Source organism: Prevotella pallens ATCC 700821, from assembly GCF_000220255.1.
Classification (GTDB): Bacteria; Bacteroidota; Bacteroidia; order Bacteroidales; family Bacteroidaceae; genus Prevotella; species Prevotella pallens.
Genome location: NZ_GL982514.1, coordinates 440,172 through 462,352, shown reverse-complemented (window position 1 = coordinate 462,352; position 22,181 = coordinate 440,172). Strand labels below are relative to the sequence as shown.

General features: G+C 42.2%; 18 protein-coding genes and 2 pseudogenes. 6 read left to right on the top strand and 14 right to left on the bottom strand.

Features of this window, described 5'->3' with window-relative positions; all coding sequences use genetic code 11:
* From traJ to HMPREF9144_RS11010, 8 genes are all read right to left on the bottom strand, one after another.
* The coding region (gene traJ / locus HMPREF9144_RS13590; RefSeq protein ID WP_006045102.1) for a conjugative transposon protein TraJ at positions 1-909 on the bottom strand (909 nt) is incomplete at its 3' end.
* Between the two features lie 52 nt (positions 910-961).
* The gene (locus HMPREF9144_RS11040; RefSeq protein WP_006046157.1) at positions 962-1,591 is read right to left on the bottom strand and encodes a DUF4141 domain-containing protein; all 630 of its coding nucleotides are present in this window, start codon (positions 1,589-1,591) and stop codon (positions 962-964) included.
* A gap of 27 nt (positions 1,592-1,618) precedes the next feature.
* A complete protein-coding gene (locus HMPREF9144_RS11035) occupies positions 1,619-4,132 on the bottom strand; it encodes a TraG family conjugative transposon ATPase (RefSeq protein ID WP_006046156.1) in 2,514 nt (837 codons plus the stop codon).
* Positions 4,129-4,464, bottom strand: a complete 336-nt coding sequence (locus HMPREF9144_RS11030; RefSeq protein WP_006046155.1) for a DUF4133 domain-containing protein — start codon at positions 4,462-4,464, stop codon at positions 4,129-4,131. The genes HMPREF9144_RS11035 and HMPREF9144_RS11030 overlap by 4 nt, the downstream gene beginning before the upstream one ends.
* 4 nt (positions 4,465-4,468) lie before the next feature.
* A complete protein-coding gene (locus HMPREF9144_RS11025; protein ID WP_006046154.1) occupies positions 4,469-4,768 on the bottom strand; it encodes a DUF4134 domain-containing protein in 300 nt (99 codons plus the stop codon).
* Between the two features lie 154 nt (positions 4,769-4,922).
* Positions 4,923-5,690, bottom strand: coding sequence for a hypothetical protein (locus tag HMPREF9144_RS11020; RefSeq protein ID WP_006046153.1), 768 nt, complete (start codon positions 5,688-5,690; stop codon positions 4,923-4,925).
* Positions 5,687-6,220 (bottom strand): DUF3408 domain-containing protein, encoded by a 534-nt coding sequence (locus HMPREF9144_RS11015; RefSeq protein WP_006046152.1) that lies wholly within the window; start codon positions 6,218-6,220, stop codon positions 5,687-5,689. Before HMPREF9144_RS11015 ends, HMPREF9144_RS11020 begins: the two co-directional genes overlap by 4 nt.
* On the bottom strand, positions 6,217-7,014 hold the full coding sequence (locus HMPREF9144_RS11010) for a ParA family protein (protein WP_006046151.1): 798 nt from the start codon (positions 7,012-7,014) through the stop codon (positions 6,217-6,219). Before HMPREF9144_RS11010 ends, HMPREF9144_RS11015 begins: the two co-directional genes overlap by 4 nt.
* Positions 7,015-7,565: 551 nt before the next feature.
* Here HMPREF9144_RS11010 and HMPREF9144_RS11005 point away from each other — a divergent pair.
* The 3 genes and pseudogenes from HMPREF9144_RS11005 to mobC all read left to right on the top strand — a co-directional run bounded on the left by HMPREF9144_RS11005 (position 7,566) and on the right by mobC (position 11,363).
* Positions 7,566-7,991 carry a plasmid mobilization protein gene (locus HMPREF9144_RS11005; protein WP_006046150.1) on the top strand — a complete coding sequence of 142 codons (426 nt, stop codon included), beginning with the start codon at positions 7,566-7,568 and terminating at the stop codon, positions 7,989-7,991.
* 17 nt (positions 7,992-8,008) lie between these two features.
* On the top strand, positions 8,009-9,289 hold the full coding sequence (gene mobB / locus HMPREF9144_RS11000; protein ID WP_006046149.1) for a conjugal transfer protein MobB: 1,281 nt from the start codon (positions 8,009-8,011) through the stop codon (positions 9,287-9,289).
* Between the two features lie 71 nt (positions 9,290-9,360).
* Positions 9,361-11,363 (top strand): annotated as a pseudogene (mobC, locus tag HMPREF9144_RS10995) (conjugal transfer protein MobC).
* A gap of 110 nt (positions 11,364-11,473) precedes the next feature.
* Here the strand turns inward: mobC and HMPREF9144_RS10985 are convergent.
* From HMPREF9144_RS10985 to HMPREF9144_RS10960, 6 genes are all read right to left on the bottom strand, one after another.
* A complete protein-coding gene (locus HMPREF9144_RS10985) occupies positions 11,474-11,863 on the bottom strand; it encodes an SMI1/KNR4 family protein (protein WP_006046146.1) in 390 nt (129 codons plus the stop codon).
* A 2-nt stretch (positions 11,864-11,865) separates the two neighbouring features.
* Positions 11,866-12,789 carry an HNH/ENDO VII family nuclease gene (locus tag HMPREF9144_RS10980; RefSeq protein ID WP_006046145.1) on the bottom strand — a complete coding sequence of 308 codons (924 nt, stop codon included), beginning with the start codon at positions 12,787-12,789 and terminating at the stop codon, positions 11,866-11,868.
* A gap of 11 nt (positions 12,790-12,800) precedes the next feature.
* Positions 12,801-15,947: an ATP-binding protein gene (locus tag HMPREF9144_RS10975; protein ID WP_006046144.1), complete on the bottom strand. Its 3,147-nt coding sequence runs from the start codon at positions 15,945-15,947 to the stop codon at positions 12,801-12,803.
* A gap of 2 nt (positions 15,948-15,949) precedes the next feature.
* Positions 15,950-16,609: a hypothetical protein gene (locus tag HMPREF9144_RS10970; RefSeq protein ID WP_006046143.1), complete on the bottom strand. Its 660-nt coding sequence runs from the start codon at positions 16,607-16,609 to the stop codon at positions 15,950-15,952.
* A complete protein-coding gene (locus HMPREF9144_RS10965; RefSeq protein WP_006046142.1) occupies positions 16,590-18,587 on the bottom strand; it encodes a dynamin family protein in 1,998 nt (665 codons plus the stop codon). The genes HMPREF9144_RS10970 and HMPREF9144_RS10965 overlap by 20 nt, the downstream gene beginning before the upstream one ends.
* A gap of 112 nt (positions 18,588-18,699) precedes the next feature.
* On the bottom strand, positions 18,700-18,909 hold the full coding sequence (locus tag HMPREF9144_RS10960; protein ID WP_006046141.1) for a helix-turn-helix domain-containing protein: 210 nt from the start codon (positions 18,907-18,909) through the stop codon (positions 18,700-18,702).
* A 208-nt stretch (positions 18,910-19,117) separates the two neighbouring features.
* Here HMPREF9144_RS10960 and HMPREF9144_RS10955 point away from each other — a divergent pair.
* From HMPREF9144_RS10955 to HMPREF9144_RS10945, 3 genes and pseudogenes are all read left to right on the top strand, one after another.
* Positions 19,118-19,654: pseudogene (locus HMPREF9144_RS10955) on the top strand (TraM recognition domain-containing protein); the annotation flags it as partial.
* Between the two features lie 266 nt (positions 19,655-19,920).
* A complete protein-coding gene (locus tag HMPREF9144_RS10950; RefSeq protein ID WP_006046139.1) occupies positions 19,921-21,174 on the top strand; it encodes a site-specific integrase in 1,254 nt (417 codons plus the stop codon).
* 12 nt (positions 21,175-21,186) lie between these two features.
* A partial coding sequence (locus tag HMPREF9144_RS10945; RefSeq protein ID WP_040595774.1) for a site-specific integrase occupies positions 21,187-22,181 on the top strand: 995 nt, incomplete at its 3' end.

Below are 22,181 nucleotides of genomic sequence, written 5' to 3'. Positions count from 1 at the left end.
ATTACGACCGTATGACCCGATACCACCTCCAGCTTCGATAATCCAACCTGCCACGGTAGGTACACAGAAGTAGCCTACAATACCGATAAGGAAGAAGACGATGTAGTACCACGTCCCCGAATCAGGCAGGTAGTTAGGGTCACTGAGTGCTTCGATATCCTTCTCTATCATCAGCACCTGTATTTTCGTAAGCAGTGCCGTAAGAATAGAGCTGACAGGCAGCCACAGATAGACAGAGATATAGCGTGAGAACCATGCCGTAAGTGAGCCAGCAAGACCATCCCATACAGCAATGCCGAAGACTATCGGACCGAGAATGGCAAGAACGATGAGTATGAAGGTGCGTAGCGTGTCGATGATAAGTCCTGCAGCATGGAACAGGAGTTCCAAAAGGTCGTGTACCATCTTCATGATCCACTGCTTGGTCTGATAGGCAGCACGCTCGGCATACATACCCGCTATCGTCACGGCATCTTCAGGTCCGATGATGCCCATTTCCTCTATCTTCTCATCGAACTTCTCGTTGGAAACAAGGTAGGCTGTTTCGGGATTGCGCAGGTAGGCTTCCTCCTGCAACTTGTCCCGCTTGGCTGTAAGTTCTGCAAGGTTCCCCTCCTGCTGGTGTACCATCATCTCTGTTCCCTGCACCACGGGCGAGAGAACGGCATTCATCGTACCCAGTACGACTGTCGGAAAGAACATGATGCAAAAGCCTAAGACAAAAGGTCGGAGAAGCGGAAAAACGTCTATCGCCTCGGCACGGGCAATGGAAGCCCATACCCGAAGAGCAATATAAAAGAGCGCACCCAAACCCGCAATGCCCTTGGCAATGCCCGTCATCTGGGCACAGAGTGGCATCATCTCGTCATAGGTTGAGCGTAGCAGCTCATGTAAACTGGCAAAATCCATAAGCAAAAGTGTTTTTATGAAAGTTTTTTCAAGTTCTTTTTTGTCTGTGGATTTACCAATACCTGCTTGCCGTATTACCATAGAGTGCCTTAACAGAGGCAAGGTTGTTCTTCTCCCTTGCACGCACGTAGCTCACAGAGATATTTTTCCTTGTGTAATACGACACGAGCGAGCGGTATTCCCTCAGCGTGGTATAGATGCGGTCTATGGACTGCATTCGTTCGTGGTCGTTCATCGAGAAGACATTACTCTTAACAATGGATTTTAGTTCCTTGAGACTCTCACCGCTCTGCTGCAAGAGTTTGGCATAGCCCGAAGCCATCGCAGCGAGTTCCGAAGGGCGGAAGTTCTTGTCCGAGAGCATCTTCTTATACGAGGTAACGTAAATCTCTGAGATGTCGCCCACCATCAGGATGCACTCCTTGACCTTGTAGGCATCGCCGATGAGGTTGTTCACCTTCTTCAGGGCATCATAATACTTCTTGGTATCGTTGTAGAGTTTCTCTACCTCCTTAAAACCGTCAAGGGTGTTCTTCACCGTCTTCGAAGCTGTTGCAATCTCCTTGACCGAATTGACGATGTTGCCGGCAAAATTGCCAGGGTCGGTTACTACCCACTGTGCGTGGGCTTTGGGAACAGAAAGGCTCAATCCTAAGAGAGCCATGAAAATGTACTTTTTCATTGTTACTATAGTTTTGATGGTTTGTACTTATTTCTTTTTATTGTTTCTTTTCTCTATGGCAAGCTGACGGATAGCTGTTTCGATATCTCCACCAAGCTGTGCTGCCCTGTTCATCACCTCCACCTTCTCGGTTTCCTCCGTGGTGTAGGTGAGGTACTCCTCCATGCTTACCTCCGTAGCATAGACGGCACTCTGCATACCGCCTAAACCTATCCACACCTCCTTGTAGAGTCGGCTGGGGTCGTTGTTCTGGTTGATGGAGAGTATCTGGCTCTTTTCCTTTTCAGACAAGCCGAGCATAGCCTGTATGCCATCGAACTTGGTCATATACTTGCGCTGGTCGAGCAGTATCTTGCAGTCAGAGTTGTTGATAATACTTTCCTTGACTATGGGCGACTGGATGATGTCGTCCACTTCCTGCGTTACGACAATGGCCTCCCCGAAATACTTTCTCACCGTCTTATAAAGATATTTGATATAGTCCGCCATGTTTGCCGAAGCAATGGCTTTCCACGCTTCCTCAATGAGTATCATCTTGCGGATACCCTTTAATCGGCGCATCTTGTTGATGAAGGCTTCCATGATGATAATCGTTACCACAGGAAAGAGGTCTTTATTGTCCTTTACTTGGTCAATCTCAAAGACGATGAAGCGTTTAGAGAGCAGGTCGATGTTCTTATCCGAGTTCAGTAGGAAATCATATCGACCACCACGATAATATTGCTTGAGTGTCGTCAAGAGGTTGTTGATATTGAAGTCCGAGAGTGTTACCTTGATGTCACGCTTTTCCATATCCTTTCGGTACACGTCCCGCAGATACTCATAGAAGGTATTAAAACAGGGTGTAACGCTGTGGTCAGCACATATCAGCTCGATATAGGAGTTTACAGCAGAACCAAGTTCGCCTGCCTCGGTCTTTGTGATATGCTCATCGGCACTCTTCCAAAGTGTAAGTAGCAGCGTACAGATACTCTCTCTTTTCTCAACATCGAAAAAGTAATCATCCGTATAGAAAGGGTTGAAAGATATAGGACTTTCATTGGTATAGGTGAAATACACGCCGTCCTCGCCTTTGGTCTTGCGGTGGATAAGTTCACACAAGCCTTGATATGAGTTTCCCGTATCGACCAAGAGGACGTGTGCCCCCTGTTCGTAATACTGGCGTACCATGTGGTTGGTGAAAAAAGACTTGCCGCTACCCGAAGGTCCCAAGATAAACTTGTTACGGTTAGTGATGACTCCCTTTTTCATCGGTAAATCCGATATGTCTAAGTGGACGGGCTTTCCTGAAAGGCGGTCTGCCATCTTGATACCGAAGGGAGAGAGCGAATCCTTATAGTTCGTCTCTGCCGTAAAGAAGCAGAGGGAAGGCTCGATGAAAGTATAAAAGCTCTCCTCACTTGGGAAGTCTGCCGCATTGCCGGGTATGCCTGCCCAGTAGAGCGTTGCTGCATCAATGGTATTGTGACGTGGGTGGCATTCCATAAGAGCAAGTGCAGAGCCCACGTCATTCTTAATCTGGCGAAGTTCTTCCTTATCGCTGCTCCATGCCAATACATTGAAGTGGGCACGGATGGAGGTCAATCCCTGTGAGTGGGCAATATTGAGATACTCCTGTATCCATTCCTCATTGATTTGGTTGCTACGGCTGTAGCGTGCCAGTGAGTGCATATTTCTTGCCTGCTTCTCAAAGCGTTCCAGATTGGCGTCGCTATCCTCAATGAAGAGATACTGGTTATAGATATGGTTGCACGGCAGCATCAAGCCCACGGGAGAGGCAAAGGAAAGACGGCAGTCACTTCGGTCGGTCGATAATCGCTCGTATCGGCTGTCCGTGCTGACTGTTGTAGGCAGGTCGTCCGTGTCGGAGAGTGTATGCAGACAAAGCATATTGTCGCCCACGCGCACAAGGTCTGCGCCCAGACGGATGTCCTCCAACGAAGCATGCCCTTCTTCAGATAAAGAGAAATACCTGTCGAGCAGTCCGCCTTTTTCCTTTGTACCTATCAATTCTTCTTCTGTCATGCGGACAATCCTTATCTGCTCGGTATCGTTGATGATACGCTCGAACTGGTCTACTGCTTCCATGAACTTCATCACCTCATCTTTGTTGGTAATTTCCTTGGGCAGCAGGTGTCCACGGCAGAGCGAAGAGAAATTACTCTGCTGTGCCATACGCTGCTTGTTCGTCTTGGTAAGGAAGAGATAGACTGAGTGGTGTAGATACGGACGTTCGTTGAAGTGTCGTTCAGAGGAACGGGCAAGGAAGCTCAGTCCGCCATCGGAGAGCTTTCCTTGATAGTCCTCCTTAATGAACCAGTCCTGCTTGTGTACGATGCTGTAATTGGGTAGCACTTTTATAGCCTTATGCCAGGCAGAGTGCATTGCTTCGTACTCTGTAGAGGTGACGGTAAAAAGTTCGGGCAGTTCCACACGGAAAGCCACCGTAATGTCTGCATCCTTGCTCACCATGCAGCCCTGCTCGATGGAGAGCAGCGGAAACTTCGACTCCAAGGTTGTTATCTTGCTTTTATTTCTCATTTCTTCGCTTTTTTTGGTTGAAGGTTACGGATAAGGTGGCAGACCGTACGGCGGTTCACAAGGTAGCGTGGGTGCATACGCACTGCTCCTTTCTTCATCAGTCCGTATTGCCCGTACTTTCTGTTCATGGTGAACGTTTGCCATACCACAAGGCTGGCACCCACTACACCTATGACAAGACAGGTAATTTGGCTGACTCCACAGAGATAGAGAATGACCACAAGAATAAAGACTGCCAGCAACCCTCCTGCAAAGAGGAAGAGATACTGTGCCTTCAAACCCTTGAACTCTACCGTCCGACCTACACCTTTGTTGATTTCAAATGCAGCCATCGCCTTACAGGAAGAAACTTCTCAGAATTGTGGCAGCCACGATGAGGAAGATACATGCACCGAACCAAGAGGCTGCGGTCTTGCTCGTATCGGGATCACCACTTGAGAACTTGTTGTACACTTTAATGCCTCCAATCAACCCCACTACCGCCCCTACGGCATAAATGAGTTTCGTGCCGGGATCGAAGTAGGAGGTTACCATTTTTGTAGCTTCATTGATACCGGCAATACCATTGCCTTGTGCGTATGCTCCTATGGCGGTAGCCGTCAGGAGTAGCATTGTGATTTTCTTTTTGTTGTTCATTGTTCTTTTTATTTTAAGTTGTTAAATGAATTGTTTTCTTTTGGGTAGAGATGGTAAGGGGTGGCTCGGTTTTATCGTATGACTGATATTGGTTGATTGTTTTACTTTTGAGTCACCCCTTGATCACTTTACAATATGAACAAAAACAATAGTCTTACAGATAGTATGACAGTGGACGATCGGCTTCTTCCGATGCATCGCTATTCTCTTGTGCAGAATCAGACTCGGGAGATATTGTTTCTTCGTTCGTCATTTCTGCTTCTTCTGCTTTACGGATGGCAGCAAGAAGTTTTTGATGGTCTTTCTCCTGCTTGAGCGTTGCCTCTTTGATATAGTCCATAAGCTGTGTGCCCTGTATGCTTTGCAGAGTATCCAGCACTTCGGCTTCGTTTTCCTCATCAAGCGTGTCGTCATTTTTGTGCCAGCCGGTAATACGGACTACTTCCCGTGCAAGAATAGCGGACGGTGAAATTTCTGGCATCACTGCATCGGCGATTTGCAGTTCCTCACGGATGATAGTGTCTTCGTCAGATTCGTCCATTGTATAGTCAACCTGCATTTCATTGTCCTCTTCTGTACCTTCCGCTTCTTTTGTTTCTTCGGGTACAGGTGAGTTTTTCTCTGCAAAAGTATTAGGTTTTTCATCTGGATTTTCAGAGGAGGAAACAGCGGGAACTTTGGAGATAGAGTGGGAATGAAAAGGCTTGCTCCTACCCACCAAAACGTGACGTGCATTGTCAATCTGCTCTTGGGAAACGGATGTATTGAGACTTGTGCCGTGCCCGTTTCCTTTCTGCTTTGGTGTATTCTTCCCTGATTGGGCTGCCAAATCTTGAAATAACCTCCAAAAGTATGCGATGCCGAGAGCTATCCACGCTATACCCAGCAAAAGCAATACGCCTAACAATAAATTGATTATCATAAGTCTATGGTTTTATCGCGCCTGCGTTGTGAGGCGGTATGGTTCAACAAATCCTGATACGTTTTCAAATGATCGAGAAGGATATTCTCAATATACCCCGTGATGGAAGCCTCCGATCTGATGTCGCTCAGCACATCACGCAGTATCTGGAGTATCTCAGTATGGATACTGAAGCCCGACTTATTGCGCCCATTGCGGACACCCGTCAGAAATCGCTGTTCGTATTCAGGAAAGTCCATTGCTGGGGAAGAATCCTTCGCTCTGGCGTTTCTCTTTCGCTTCTCGGGCCGAGCAGTATGGGCGGTGCAGTCATCAAGCGGTATGTCTTTTGATATTTTATCTTCTTGTCCATAATACCCTTGAAGAGAAACACTTTTATCTTCTTCCACAGAGTCTGAATCATCATCCAAATCAATGGGAACGTCAAAGTCAGGTGTGTTCTCTTCTGTGCGCTTCTTGACACCAATATCCGCCATCTCTGCCAATTTCTCCTGAAACAGCTTCTCACGTTGTTCTTTCAGTGACTTCATACGCTATCCTCTGTTTTCAAGTTGAGTTTCTCCATGACCTCCCTTACCCACTCGTCCACACCCGTCTGCGGACGGAGAGTCGTTGCTGGGGGTAGGTAGGAGCATCGGAAAACACCTTTGACACCGCCTTGTGCCAACTCCCTGCTGAATCGTACGGAATTGTAGATACGGGCATCGAAGATCGGCAGTCCCTGCTCCCTCGCATTTTGGCTGAACAGGTCGATGACCATGGTACTGGCACTGCGGTTGATTTTGTTCCAAAGCAGGAAGAAGTCCTGAATGCGTGAGCCTTCAAACCCGACACCCAAGTCCCTGATTGTCTTGGCGTATGCAAAACTCGATGCCAGCGACTGTGGGTCGGCTTCTATAGGTGAGATGATGTAGTCCATCGTAATGGACAAATCCATCATGGCACTGGTAAGGGCATGACCAGGAAAGTCAAAGATAATCAGTTGCGGCGCCGTCTTCATTTTACGAAAGTATTTCATGACATCGGAAACGGCTCTTTCTGGTTTGCTTCTGATGATATGATACGATTTCTTGCCGTAGCGCGACAGGCGTTCATGAAGTTCCTTGCCCAGTTCGGGTGAGGACTCGATGAGATCTCTGTCGCGTTCGCGGAGTTTATAGAAAGATTCCTGCGTACCGTCGCAATCCACGACGGCAAGGGAGATGTTCTTCTCGTAATATAGTATGGAAGCTAGCACTTCGGCAAGGCTGCTTTTGCCAACTCCGCCTTTCTGTGAGGCGAAGCCCAGATAGATGGGATTGTTTTTCTTCTTTTCCATATTCATAGTCGGTTGTTACTTATGTTATAAGTTAATGTATATCTTGACTGACAAGTCATGTCATATTTGTTGTTGAAACCATATTTTTGACTCGACCTAAAAGTCTGGTTTTGACCCAGCTCAATTTTGACTCAGCTCAAAAACATAAAACTATCCGCAGTTCAAACCTTTCTTGATTGAGATTTTTGAAGTTGAAATCATTATTTTGGACTCTTCATCCATATAGGTTTCAAGCTGTCTTTCAACTGAATCTGGTTGCAAAATAACAAGGTTTTATCCTAAGTTTCAACTACCTGTGAAGTACAGGGAAATGCAAGGAAAAAGAGTGAATATCATTGATAATGAGATATTTGAAAATCTGCCGTAACTTTGCAGGCGAGAATAATACATGGAGGTAACGTCCCGAAGCAGACACCCCAAAAGGGTGGATACTTCAATCGTATCAACTCTTGATATTGGCAAGGTGTGTCTTTGTAACACAAACCGCCATTTGTACCACAAAGACCCTTGCCCCGAAGGGGGAGATGAATTACTCCAAAGTCGTAATTAGAAACTAAATGGATATGGATAAAGAAAGAGAACGTCGTTCAGAACGAAAACGGGCAGAAAAGCCTCGTTGGGACAACTGGCATGTGCGGTTGCCCAACCCCAAAGACCAGCAACGGGCGATAGATTTGTTTCAGCGTTCGGGGGCAAAAACAAAGTCGGATTTCGTGCGTGGTCGTATTCTTGGAGAGAGTTTCAAGGTGATTACGGTGGATAAATCCGCTGTGGAATATTACCGAAAACTCTCCGAACTAACGGCACAAATCCATAAGATTGGCGTGCTGTATAACCAAACCGTGCGTGCCATCAACAGCTATCATAGCATAAAGACTGCACAGATTATGCTTGAGAAGTTGGAGAAATTGTCGGCTCAAATCATTGCCTTGCAAGAGCAGGCTATCAATCTAACCATTGATTATAGAAAGAAGAAGTATTGAGAATTTAGTAAAAAAAAATGATAGCAAAAATTTCAGCAACGGAGAACCTCGGAGGAGCACTCGGCTACAATTTCAAAAAGGTGGAAAAAGGAGAAGCGAGTATTCTTCTTGCCGCTGAACTGTATCAAAACAGGGAGGGTAATTATACTATGGAGGATGTGTTGACCGACATGAAAGCTTTGATCCCGGAGAAATACCGAACAAAAAAGATGGTATTTCATTGCTCGCTCAATCCGCATCCGGACGAGAAGCTCTCAGATGAAACACTCACGCAGATTGCCAAGGAGTATATGGAAGCACTCGGCTACGGAAAACAACCCTACATCGTGTTCAAGCACAACGACATCGCCCGTGAGCATATCCACATTGTGTCGCTTCGGATAAATGGTGAGGGAAAGAAAATCAACGACAAATTTGAAAAGCGAAGGAGCAAGAAGATTACCGATGCCTTGGAAAGGAAATATAGCCTTATTCCAAGTTCAAAAGTAACTGATAGGGAAATGAAGGAAGTATCTAAAATTGATACCACCAAAGGGAATATCAAGGAACAAGTAGCCGAAACGCTTCTCTCTGTCCTAAAGCATTATGAGTTCTGCTCACTTGGAGAATTGAATGCCATCCTCTCCGTATACAATCTTGCAGTGGAGGAAGTTAAGACGGAGTTTCGGGGAAAGAAATATGAAGGACTTGTCTATGTCCCAACAGATGATAAGGGAGACAAGGTAAGCAGCCCTATCCACGCCTCGGACATTGGACGTGGTGTGGGCTATACTGCCGTACAGAATAGGATGCAGAAGTCCAAACAAGCTATCAAGCCATTGAGATCAATCATAAGGTACAGGGTGTTACAAACAATGCGTACCTCTCCAAAGACAGAGGAAGAACTTCGGCAAAGACTGGAAGAACAAGGCTTGCGTGTGTTTATCCGAAAGAACGAAAGCGGGCGAATATATGGCATCACGTTCATTGACGACAAGGAGGGCATTGCGCTTAATGGCTCCCGATTGGGTAAGGGATATGCCGCTAACGTATTCAATGGCTATTTCTCCAATCCAACACATAATCCATTCTTAGATGAAACGCTGTATGGCAGTCTTCCTGCCCGTTTGGAACAATCGGCAACCGTTCAATCTTCACACCAAAATACGGAGGAAAACGATAACCTTATTGATGAACTCTTTGAGGATATGGCAGATGGTTTGTTCCTACCCACGGGCAACGATGATTGGAAGGAAACTGCATGGCAACGTAAACTCCGCAGACAAAATAAGGTAAATATTAAACGCAGGAAGCGTTAAGTACACTGTTCATATAATATTCAGACACTTTTCAAATAGTATTCAAACGATATCCTAAATAAAACAGCGTTATGGCACAAGAAGATGATTTAAGGGCATTAGGAAAAGTCATGGACTTTATGAGGGGCATATCAGTGATATTCCTCCTTATCAACTGTTATTGGTTCTGTTACGAGGCATTTCATGTCTGGGGTTTTACGCTTGGCATCATTGATAAAATTCTAATGAACTTCCAGCGCACCACGGATTTGTTCTCATCCATCCTTTGGACAAAACTCTTTTGTGTGGTATTTCTCGCTTTGTCCTGCCTGGGGACGAAGGGCGTGAAAGAGGAGAAGATCACGTGGACAAGGATTTGGACGGTGCTTTTCTCTGGCTTTGCCTTTTTCTTTCTCAATTGGTGGCTACTAGTATTGCCCATCGGCAAGATCGGGGTAGCTTCCCTCTATATATTTACGCTTTCCGTTGGTTATATCTGCCTGCTGATGGGTGGCGTATGGATGAGCCGACTGCTCAAAAACAACCTGATGGACGATGTGTTTAACACTGAGAATGAGAGTTTCATGCAGGAAACACGATTGATGGAGAATGAATACTCGGTAAACCTTCCTACACGCTTCTACTATAAGAAGAAGTGGAACAAGGGCTGGATTAACGTGGTCAATCCCTTCCGTGCCTCAATGGTACTCGGCACACCGGGCTCTGGTAAGTCATACGCTATTGTGAACAATTATATCAAGCAGCAGATAGAAAAAGGCTTTGCCATGTACATCTACGACTACAAGTTCCCAGACCTTTCCGAGATTGCCTATAATCACCTGCTCCAGCATTTGGACGCTTACAAGGTGAAGCCACAGTTCTATGTAATCAACTTTGACGATCCGAGGAAATCGCATCGTTGCAATCCTATCAATCCTGCCTTTATGACGGATATATCGGACGCTTACGAAAGTGCCTACACCATCATGCTCAACTTGAACCGTTCGTGGATACAAAAGCAGGGAGATTTCTTTGTGGAGTCGCCGATTATCTTATTGGCAGCCATCATTTGGTTTCTGAAAATCTATGAGAACGGGAAGTATTGCACGTTTCCACATGCTATTGAGTTCCTGAACCGTCCCTACGCACAGATATTCCCGATACTCACCTCCTACGATGAGCTTGCCAACTACCTTTCACCCTTTATGGATGCGTGGGAAGGCGGAGCGCAGGACCAGTTGCAGGGACAGATAGCCAGTGCCAAAATACCACTGTCTCGTATGATAAGCCCTGCTCTCTATTGGGTGATGACGGGCGATGATTTTTCACTTGACATAAACAATCCCAATGAGCCGAAAGTCCTTGTTGTAGGTAACAATCCTGACCGACAGAATATCTATTCGGCAGCACTCGGACTTTACAATAGCCGTATCGTGAAGCTCATCAATAAGAAGAAGCAGCTCAAATCGTCTGTGATAATCGACGAGTTGCCGACCATCTACTTTCGTGGGCTTGACAACCTTATTGCTACTGCACGAAGCAATAAAGTGGCGGTGTGTTTGGGCTTTCAGGACTTCTCACAACTTACCCGCGATTATGGAGACAAAGAAAGCAAGGTGATACAAAACACCGTGGGTAACGTGTTCTCCGGGCAGGTAGTTGGTGAGACGGCTAAGACATTGAGTGAGCGCTTTGGTAAGGTCTTGCAGCAACGGCAGTCCATGACCATTAACCGTAATGACAAATCGACCTCTACTCCACACAAATGGATAGCCTTATCCCTGCAAGCAAAATCAGTAATCTCACACATGGTATGTTTGTGGGTGCGGTGTCCGACAACTTTGACGAGCGTATTGACCAGAAAATCTTCCACGCTGAGATTGTGGTGGATAGTGCCAAAGTCTCTGCCGAGATGAAAGCCTACCAACCCATCCCCATAATCGCAGACTTCAAAAACGAAGATGGCTCCGATAATCTCAAAGAGACCATCGAAGCTAACTACAAATCAATCAAACAAGAAGTTTTAACTCTCGTAAGTAGTGAGGTGGAACGGATTAAGAATGACCCAAATCTGTGCAATCTGATTAAAGAGTAATAGTTAAAATGAACAAAATAACTTCAAAAGCAAAATACTTAACTAAAAAGTCATTTTTTAACCTCCTGTTAATGTTCTGTCCAAAACTATTTAAGTTTAGTCATCTTGACTTATAAATTTGACAGGTATTCGTCCAGATTGGATGCTATCTGTTTCAAATTTTCATTGGGCTGATATGTGTATACTTCGCCTGAAGCCTTTTGGAGAAGGAGAATGCCATCTATTGCAAAGTTCTCTACCACATACATTCCAGCAGGAAAATCATTGAAGTTTTGTCTAGCTTCTTTTGTGGCTTTTACGACATCATAGCTGGCAATATCAATACCCAAAAATTCTTCTCCTTTAACATACAAAAATCCATAATTAGATAAAAGGAGCTTGTATTCACTAGCGAATGTTACAGCAAGTTCTTTTTCTGCCTTAGAAATAATCGATTTTTCTATACCTCCTGTTGATTTCTTTCTCTTGAAAGATTCAATTGTACTTAATATATTTGACATAATTATAAAGTTTTTGAACGTTCTTCCCAATAAATTCTTCTTTCTTTATTGAATTCGAGTCTATCAATTGATGATTCTTCGAATGTGTGAAGAGTCTTAAAATTACCATTACAATGGTGTTGCTCATAAGTCAACTCTGCAAGTGGCGAATCATGATTCTGTCCAATATGATGTAACTCATATGGACGACCATTCTCGTCACGTGGCGGATAACCATCTTCTGCCAAGTCTTTATTGCTCCAATCAGGCCATTTGGGTTCATTACATGCGTTTCCATCAATTCTTGGCTGTAGGAGAGCAGGCTTACCGTTTACTTCTCCCTCAACCAATCCTGCATCCATGTAGATTTGAGCCTCTTCTTTTGTTCTGATTGCATCAACTATTTTATCAGACCAACCTGTTTTTTCTTTAATTTCATTTTTCTCTTCCTCTGTTAAACCTTGTCGCTCTACATTTGTTGCTTCATTATTTTCAAGAGGACTGTTTGAATCTAAAGCCTGTTCCGGAGCTTGTTTTGAGACCATGATTTCAGGAGTCGCCATTTCTTTACTATTATCGATTTGATTTGACTGAATAGTACCATCATTGACTTCAATCTCTGGTTCTGGATATTTTTCAACAAAGACTGCGTCTTCTGCTGTTTGAACATCTAGGTTATTTGAAGAGTCGAGACGTTCCACGAATGGTGAACTATCTTTTGTTTCTTTTACGTTCTCACTAGCTTTTAGGTCACCTTTTGAAGAACCTTCTTCTTTACCGAAAGATTTTTTTGCTATATTACCTGTAGAGGAAGCCAAATCTTTTGTGGCAACAATTTGATCTGTTCCCTCAGACTCTGCAACGTTTTTCATCTTTTGAGACACGTTGTATACCATTTTTGCAGCTTCATAGACTTTTTTCGCAGTTGCTAATGTTACGGGTTCCATATTTTATTCATTTACTGTATTTGCTTTCTGAACGTATTTCTCCAATCGTTATATAGAGCGTTATTTCTAACGTAACACAACTCTGTGTAATACAAGGTATATGTGTCAATATCATCAGAAAGTCGCTCAATCAAGATTTTATCTAACTTAACTCTGACTTGTTGCATGTCAGAAAATTGTTGCGTCAAGTTATCATATACCCAATCAAGATTCAGATATAATTTAACAACAGATGCAAGTTCGACAAAATTATACTCTTCCCATAATGTAATGGTACCTGTAGAGTCATATTCTTCAACCATCTCCAATAAAGTGTAGCGAACTGATGTAGGCATACATTGTTTCTCAATGATTACCTTAATTTCTGCCAAATTGAATTCTTTTTCCAAATATGGATAGAGAAGGAAATTTATAACCTTTAGACTATATTCTCGAATTTCCTTCTTGGTTGGTACAGTCTGCTTTGTATACTTAAAGTTTGGCTCAAACTCTTTAAACTTTGATATTTTGCACTGTATTGGTTCTTCCCAAATATTTTGATATATTATTGCCTCACCTTGCTTCTGCCTTGATATTTCTTCTATTTGCTCATCGCTAAGTGACATTGATGCCCCAGCGACTTTTCTATCATCCATATCAGGGAGAGCAAGAATGATTTTCGTATTGGTATTTCTTATTGCAGAAGAATCTAATAATGAAGGAGACTGATCAACGATAATAAATCCTTCGCCATATGTACGCATTTCAGCGATACTATTGGAAATCATTTCAACTGACTTACCTGCAAGATTAGAGGACTCCTGTGATTGAGATGTAGATGTTTTTTTTAGAAGATTATGTGCTTCCTCCAAAACCGTCACATGTTTCAATTTTTCGTTCATGCCTCCTTCTGACATTCTGAATTCTTTAAGCTTCATGATAATGAATCCCATGATAAGAGACTTGGTTTCAATAGAACCAATTCTACTTAAATCAATGATCGAATTCTGATTAAAAAGGATGTTGTTAGGCACACTGTCTCCGTTTAACATTTTGCCAAACATACCATCACATAAGTCTTGAAGACGCACCTCTAAGGCTCCTTTATAGTCATTCTTTGTTTCTACCGAATAATCGGAATGATCAAGATAGTCTTTCAAACAAACAATGATGTCTTCAATCTTTGGAAAAATTGGTTTTGAAAGAACGTGGATTGAACTATCAACATCCCAGCCACATTTCTCGTAAGCCGTGATGATAGAATGTTTCAATACTGCAGGCATTGCCGCATACATAGGCCAGCATGCATTGAAAATATCAACTAATAAATCAATATGCTCTAAAACTTCAATATGTTCAAAAGGAAATACAAAAGGATTTACCTTTAACAGATTGCCGACTTTATTTGTGTTGCTATAAACAGTTACATCTTCAAGACAACCAAATACATGTTTATATTCACCTTTGGCTGGTTCAATAACCATGAATGTTTTCTCTTTTTCTCTTAGTTGCTTTAGCAAAGAATACATAGTATTAGATTTACCACTACCAGTTGATCCTGTTACAAATGTATGTTTTGTTAATTCAGAAAGACTAAGTCGGACAGGAGTATGAGATTTCTTGCCTAAATGAAGGATGTTACCTAATAAAATCTCATTAGTATTTTCATCTCTTTGATAGATGTTTCTGGCAAACGAAGCTCGTTCTTCAACAATGATCCCAGGTACACTGCTTTGAGGTAATGACAAATGAATAGCCAATTCTTTGCTGTTAACAACAGATCCCGCTGATACGTTCAAAGAATTGTAATCAAAACGGGGATTGAGGCTATTGATCAGATAACGACATATTTCTCCGACTCGTTCTTCATCTGTCCATGTGTTAATAGCACATGTTTCAAGACCACTTTCTTCTCCAATGATTGAACCTCGATAAATATTAGAAAGTTGTTGGACGGTTGTTGGGTCATTTGCAACAAAGTATGTTGCCACAGACCATAATCCAAACGGTCTACCATTTTGAAGTCTCTCCAATTGTTTGTCAAGAATATCAAGGTAGAATTTTGCTGTTCTATTTTTGTATGTTATCTGCTTGGAAGAACCAGTGGTTTTGTCGTCATGTTGTCCATTTTGCTTGGTTGTTCCATTTGTTATATTTTTATTAGTTCCTTTCTGATTTGCCTCAGAATCTGTAAAATTCTTACCAATAGCTCTTGAACAGCTATTACTATTGCTACGATTTGTACCGCGACCTATTTTTCCACCCCGAATGCCATTACAAATAGAAACTATTATATTCCTACTATAATTCTCACTTGAACCAGACGAATCTGTCTTTGATTTGGTAACAGTATCAGAATATCCATCTGTATGCGTAACTGTTTGTGAGATAGACTCCCCTATTGATTCTGAAAAAGACTCTGAAAAAGACTCTGAAACACCCTTCGTCTCACTTTCATTAAAAGTCATTTGAAGTGTCTCTGCAGGTGAAAGACTAGTATATAAATTGTTGAATGCATATATCATGTCACTGGCTTCTGCATTTCCGACACTATCAGCTACAAAATATGCTCTAAACTGCGGAATCAAGGAAGTGGCATTGATCAATCTTTCAATTCCTTGTACAAAATCTTCCTTTTTATCATCACGCAAAGATGCAATAGCAGAAACTGAAGAAACAGCAGGTGTTTTAAATGTTAACTCAGGGACGCTATTGGGCTTGAATCCAATTCCTGGAAAATATCCCTCAAGTCCGGCTTCAAGTATTTCCCCAGAAATACCGCTATTGCCTGAAAAATCACGTGCTCCCAGATACAATTCAACATCTCCCTCATTTTGTTTATTCAAAACTAAAATGACATTTTTTGCTGTTTTGTGTAAAGACATATAAAGCATTGAAAGTGTGTCAGTAAAGAAAACATTCTTTTCCATGACAATCTTATCCACCTTAAACCATCTTACTTTGGAATATTCTGATTTGAAAGCCAATGTCTTTACTCGACAATTACACAGTTCATGTAAGTAGTCACGTGTGACCATACTATCAAACACCTGTTGATAAGCATCAACAAGTTGTACTTGTTCAAATGACGCCAATTGAGCTGATTGTTTATCTTTTATTGGCTCATGGATTACTACCTCTGCTTGAAGTTCCTGAACATGTTTACTATTATCTTCCATTTTTAAATGCCGATCTTGGTTAATATTTTGTCAGAATATTCCTCTGCATTATAGAGCCAAGTCTTTAAATCTTTGATTAGACCATTGACTAGATGAGATTTTTCCTTTTCAATGAGAATCTCATATTCTCTGATTTTAAACTCATAGTCTGCAGTTTGTTTGTCCTTCTTCTTTTTATAGATAACAGCGGCAATTCCTAAAAACAGCAATTCTGCTGCGACAGCAATCCATAAATCTGTGAAGATGAACAGACCTACAGCAACCAAAGTCCCCGTACCTGCAATAACTAAAGAAGTTTGCTTTATATCTTCAGATGGTAAATCCGGTAAAGAAATGGAAGTGTCGACTTTCATCTCTCTAATCGTAATTTCATTATTTGCCATCCATTTTTTCATTGAAGCACGATAACCATCATGAAAATCCATGAATTGATCGAGCAGTTCCTCGTTTTTGATCTTGAGGGCACCATCTGAATACAGATGATCAACTTCAAGATAATATTTTTCAAAAACTGACTGAGTTATAAACTTGGTCGATTCTGCAAACAACTTTAAATTTTCCTCAGTAATCTCGCCAAGATATTCTTTTGCCTTCTGGCGAACTTCTTTTTCAAGACGGACGTAATCCATCATAATATGAGATTTAGATAGCTGTTCCATCATATTCTTCGATTAATTTTATTAATTCTTTTAAGGCAGCATGAGATTTTGCTATAAAAGCATCATTCTCGGCCTTAAACTCTTCCTTTCGCGAGAGTTGATCTTTAAGACTTTCAAGACGGTTAAATTCTTCTTCTAACTTGTTATGAAGTTCATCAGATACTTGTTTGTTAATGTTATTTATCTTTGCCATTATTTGAGATAGTATTTTATCTCTCTGTGCTCTTGCACGATGTAAGGCTATTTCTTTAAATTCTTTGACCTTTTTATCATAGTTTATCCTATTCCCATATTTGGCAGGGATAATCACATTATCTTCACAGCATTTTTTGATAACTCGTTCTTCTGAAATAACATATCTTTCCTGACTATTTTTTGTAGCTTCTTTCTCAATAGCCATGAAATCTATGGACTCCCAAATTGGATCTTTGGAGCCATCTACCTTAAAAAAATCAGAAAACACATTAACAATATTCTCAAAAAACTCCTTCTCTTTCTTTTTTACACCATCAAAAAGGTTTGTAATCGCCGTTCTTATAGAATTAATTGTCTGTTGCTCATCAATAAAAAGCAATTGCTCATTTATAAAAGCAAACTCTTCCTCTATTCTTTCTCTCGTGACTAAATTATCTTTTTTTTGCGAAAGACGATTGTAATTTCTTCTCTTATCTCTTGTCTCTTTTATTGCAGCATTGATTGAAGTTAAATCACCATCAATTAGCTCCTTATCTCGACCTAATTGCTGAATAAATCCACGATAGTCTGTTTTAATTAAAGTCAGAAGTTTACCCAAAGCACCCTGCTTCTCGTTCTTTGCAAAACTGTTAATCTCTTGTTTAAGTGACTCAAAATTAGACCATTCTTGTAATGTTCTAAGCATAGTGTCATGGTTAAACGTATCTCCTTGATTTCTTACTCTACGTTTTGCATAGTCCAATATTCCGAAGAGCACATCCCATTCGTCAGCTTCCCAATGATCAGGTTTCTTAAAGTCATCATAGTACTTCAAATTCTCACCATTAATCTCGACTTCCTGGATAAAAGAATAAAGAAGGCTATCAGCGTAAGTCAAACATTTAATCTTATCACCATAGTTTTCTTTGATAAATTCAATTTTACTATCCTTATGATTAAGGAATTCAGTTGAACTGCTATGTGTTAATACATAGAACAATCTATGCTTGTCTGACTCTGTAAGATTGTCCAATTGGCCTTTAACGAATCTCTTAGTGTCTGTTTGATCAAGTGTTTGACTTCCGTTTTGCAAGAATATAATTGCGTCAACTTCACGCGATCCATCTTCATTAGGAGTATCTAGTAATCTCTGAGTTCTATTTTCTATTCCACCAATGGCACCAATTCCAGGAGTGTCAATAACTCTCCATCCTTTCAATTCTTCATTAAATGGATATTTTATAACAACTTTAACTGCAATATCTTTAATTTGTCGGTGAGCAACATACTTTTTGAGCAAATCCTTGCTGATAGTGGCACATAATGTCTCTTTTTCAAGTCGTTCACGAGTTTCCCATATTTTATCAAAACCATAGCCTCCCAAAATCATATCATCAATATTATTAACGGGAAGACTACGATACATATCTGGAATAGCCACATAAGGCTTAATCTTTCCTATAATATCTTCTTTTATAACAACTTCTTGACCATCACCAAAGGTAATTGTAATCTCAGGCTCTTCTCCATACTCTATACAAGTTATACCACAAGTCGTTTGATCATGACCTGTAGGAAGGAGATCTTTACAGCCCAAAAGAGCATTGATAAAAGAGGATTTTCCAGAACTAACTTTGCCAACTACAGCGAGAGTGAAGTGTCCATTAATAAAAGGCTTGGCTATTCGCTCGATACTGCGGCTATGCCAACCATCATCTGCGATTCCACAATCTTTGCGAACTTCTCGATATCTATTCAATGCAGTATCAACAAGTTTTCTGAGCCTTGCAAATTCATTTATTTTCATACTTGCCAATATTTTTTCAAAATTACTATTACCCTAAGATAAAGAATGTCTGAGGATACAATAACTTTCTGTTTTTTATTTTTTTAACAACTAAATGTTTTGTGAATAATAACTACTCAATATTGCTAACCAATAAATCTTTAACATCGACTTCTAGTGCATCAGCAATTGCATTAAGTGTAATAAGATCCGGCTGAACTCGCTGATTGAGATATTTCGATACAGTGATATTACTCTTGCCTATCTTCTTGCTTAACCAAATGCCCGTTTTATCCTTTTGGGCTAAAACGACTTTGATTCGATTATATTTTCTATTCTCCATACTTTAAACTTTTAAACCTATATACAAAATTAAACAATAATAATTATATCTGTGCATGTTGAGGAAAAAAACTTTTCCTACATTGCTTACTTGGCGTTAGGTCGTCTAAACTTCAAATATTTTCCGCCATATCCTGCATTATCTCAACCTCGTTAGATTCCACTTTTTATTCCTTAATTTTTGCTGACATATAATTATTTACTCATAAAATATAAGAAAGGTGCTTATTGTGGGTAACAACCTAGACCGCCAGAATTTCTATTCGGCAGCACTTGGTCTGTACAACAGCCGTATCGTAAAGCTCATCACCAAGAAGGAGCAACTCAAATCATCGGTGATTATCGATGAGTTGCCGACTATCTACTTTCGCGGACTTGGCAACCTCATAGCTACTGCACGAAGCAATAAAGTTGCCGTATGTTTGGGCTTTCAGGACTTCTCACAGCTCACCCGTGACTATGGCGACAAGGGGAGCAAGGTAATCCAAAACACCGTGGGCAATGTGTTCTCTGGTCAAGTCGTGGAAGAAACTGCCAAAACACTCTCTGAGCGTTTCGGTAAGGTGCTTCAGCAACGGCAGTCCATGACCATCAATCACAACGATAAGTCCACCTCCTTTTCCACGCAGATGGACAGCCTTATCCCTGCTTCCAAAATCAGCAACCTTACACAGGGAATGTTTGTTGGTGCTGTGTCCGACAATTTTGATGAGCGAATCGAACAAAAGATCTTCTATGCGGAAGTATGGGAGTAGAAAGCAGAATATGGCATAAAATTCATATCTGACTGAAATACAGCGGATATTGCTTGTTTCTTCTTAGGGTTGCATCATAGGAAACAGGCAGAAAAGGGAGCGAAAAGGAGGGAGTTCAGTTACCAAATCGTTCGAAAAACGACGAAAGGAAAAGGACGGCTGAAAGTGGTAACTAAAACGGAGTTTTCTCTTTCATTATCAATGTTTTGCATCGTTCAAAGTTCCTCAAAGAAGTGTAATTTTGCAAGTAAAAAACAATGGAAAAAGAAAAATTCAAGCTGCTTTTCTACCTCAAGAGAGGTACGCAGGACAAAAACGGAAAAAGTCCCATCATAGGACGCATCAGTGCAGGACGCTCTATGGTACAGTTCAGTTGCAAATGCTCGTGTACTCCTCGTTTGTGGGACAGTCGCAAGAACCGACTGCTGGGCAAGAGTGCCGAAGCCGTATCGGTAAACAAGGAACTTGACCGCCTTCAGGTGAGCATATACAAGGTTTATGAGTCTCTTTCGGGTAGCTCCGATGCCCCCATTACGGCAGAGAGAGTACGGGAACTTGTATTCGGACTAAATAGCGAATCTCAAGAACTGCTGCATCATACAGACGAGTATATCGACCGCTTCCGTGAGCGCGTGGGCATAGACCGCAGCGAGCGGAGGCTGAAATGTCTGCTGCTCTTCCGCAAGCATCTGGCAAACTTCGTCAGGTATCGCTACCGTGTGGAGGATATTCCCGTACAGAAAGTGGACACAGTCCTCATCAAAGACTTGGAGGACTACTTCGCCAAAGAAAAGGGATTCAAGCTCAACACTTCGGCTGGTTATCTCTCCATGCTGGCTTCCTTGCTCAAAGACCTGCATAAACGGCACATCATTGACACCTATCCCTTCATCAACCATTCCATTCGTTGGGAAGTGGGCACTCCACGTTACATCACAAGGGAAGAGGTAGGTCGTATCGCAGCCTTGGGAGAAGATAAATTGCAAGGCTATGAAAAAGTGTCGAGGGATATGTTCCTTTTCTCCTGCCTGACGGGGCTTTCCTATACCGACGTGTATCACTTGACGGAGCAGCACATCTTTCACGAAGCGGGAATGACTTGGATACGTAAGCCGAGGATGAAGACGGGCAACGTGTGCCACATCCCCCTACTTCCCGAAGCCACTGCCATTATCGAGCGTTATCGGGGCATTCACACGAGGGCTTTCCGACACGAACCGCCCAAGGGGTATCTGCTGCCCATACCCGGATGCGACACGGTGAACATACACCTCAAAAAGATAGCACGGCTTTGCGGTATTCAGAAAACGCTGACCTATCATATGGCACGGCATACCTTCGCATCACAGATGACACTGTCGGAGGGCGTGTCCATTGAGAGCGTTTCCAAAATGCTCGGACACAGTCAAATCAAAACCACGCAAGTGTATGCGGAGACTTCTCCCGAGCGTGTCTTTCTGGACATAGAGAAAATACTTCCACAACTCACACATTATCAACTGACCAACTAAAACCGCAGCACAATGAAAAGTACATTTGCCATACTATTCTACATAGATAGAAGCAAGACCAATGAAGACGGACTATGCGTAATCCGCTGTCGTATCACCTGTAACGGAACGTCCTCATCGTTTTCCACGCAGTTGCAAACTTCCCCCGACGAGTGGCTTGCCCGAAAAGGGTACATCAAGGCGACAACAGGTAATTCAAGCGGCATCAATCTGCAACTGAATTCAATGGATGAACGACTTCATGCACTCTATGAACGCACATTAAGGGAAGAAAACTATATTACGGCTGAATACCTCAAAGAGCAGTATCTGCGCTACATGAAGCCTACACCAACACTTATAGAACTTTATCAATCCCTTTGTGAAAGCAAGAAGGAATTAGAGGGACATACGCTCAGTAAGGCTACATTCAGGGCATTCAAGGATAGCCAAAAGAGTTTTGCTCATTTCCTGAGAACAAAGGAAAATGAGGGCTGTCTTCCAAAAGAGGCAGACAAAGATCTCATAGAGAACTACCGCCTGTTCATGCTTAGGGACTTAGGAAACAAGGAAAGTTCTGTTTCCAATCGTCTGCGCCACCTGCATCAGGTTATTAGAAAGGCACAGCAGGAGCGATATATCCGTGAAGACCCTTTTGAACTCATAGACATAGAAACGCCTACCTACGAGCGCAATGCACTTACGGCGGACGACCTGCAAAAACTCTTGGCTTACCGTCCGCACCGCTCGACAGACAACCATTGCAGACTTATTTTCCTCTTGGGCTGTTTCACGGGGCTGGCATTCTCAGACTTAAAGAAACTCCGAATGGACGATGTTTATACATTCGGGGATGGGCGTAGGTACATATCGCTCTGTCGAACAAAGACACAGAACAGAAGTATTGTCCCGTTGCTGCCCGTTGCCGAGAAAATACTCGCCATTGTGAGCCACGGACGAAGGGAGGGGCTTTTCTTTCGAGAGTTTCCCAGCAACAGTAATTTCAATAGAACTATTCAGGAGATATC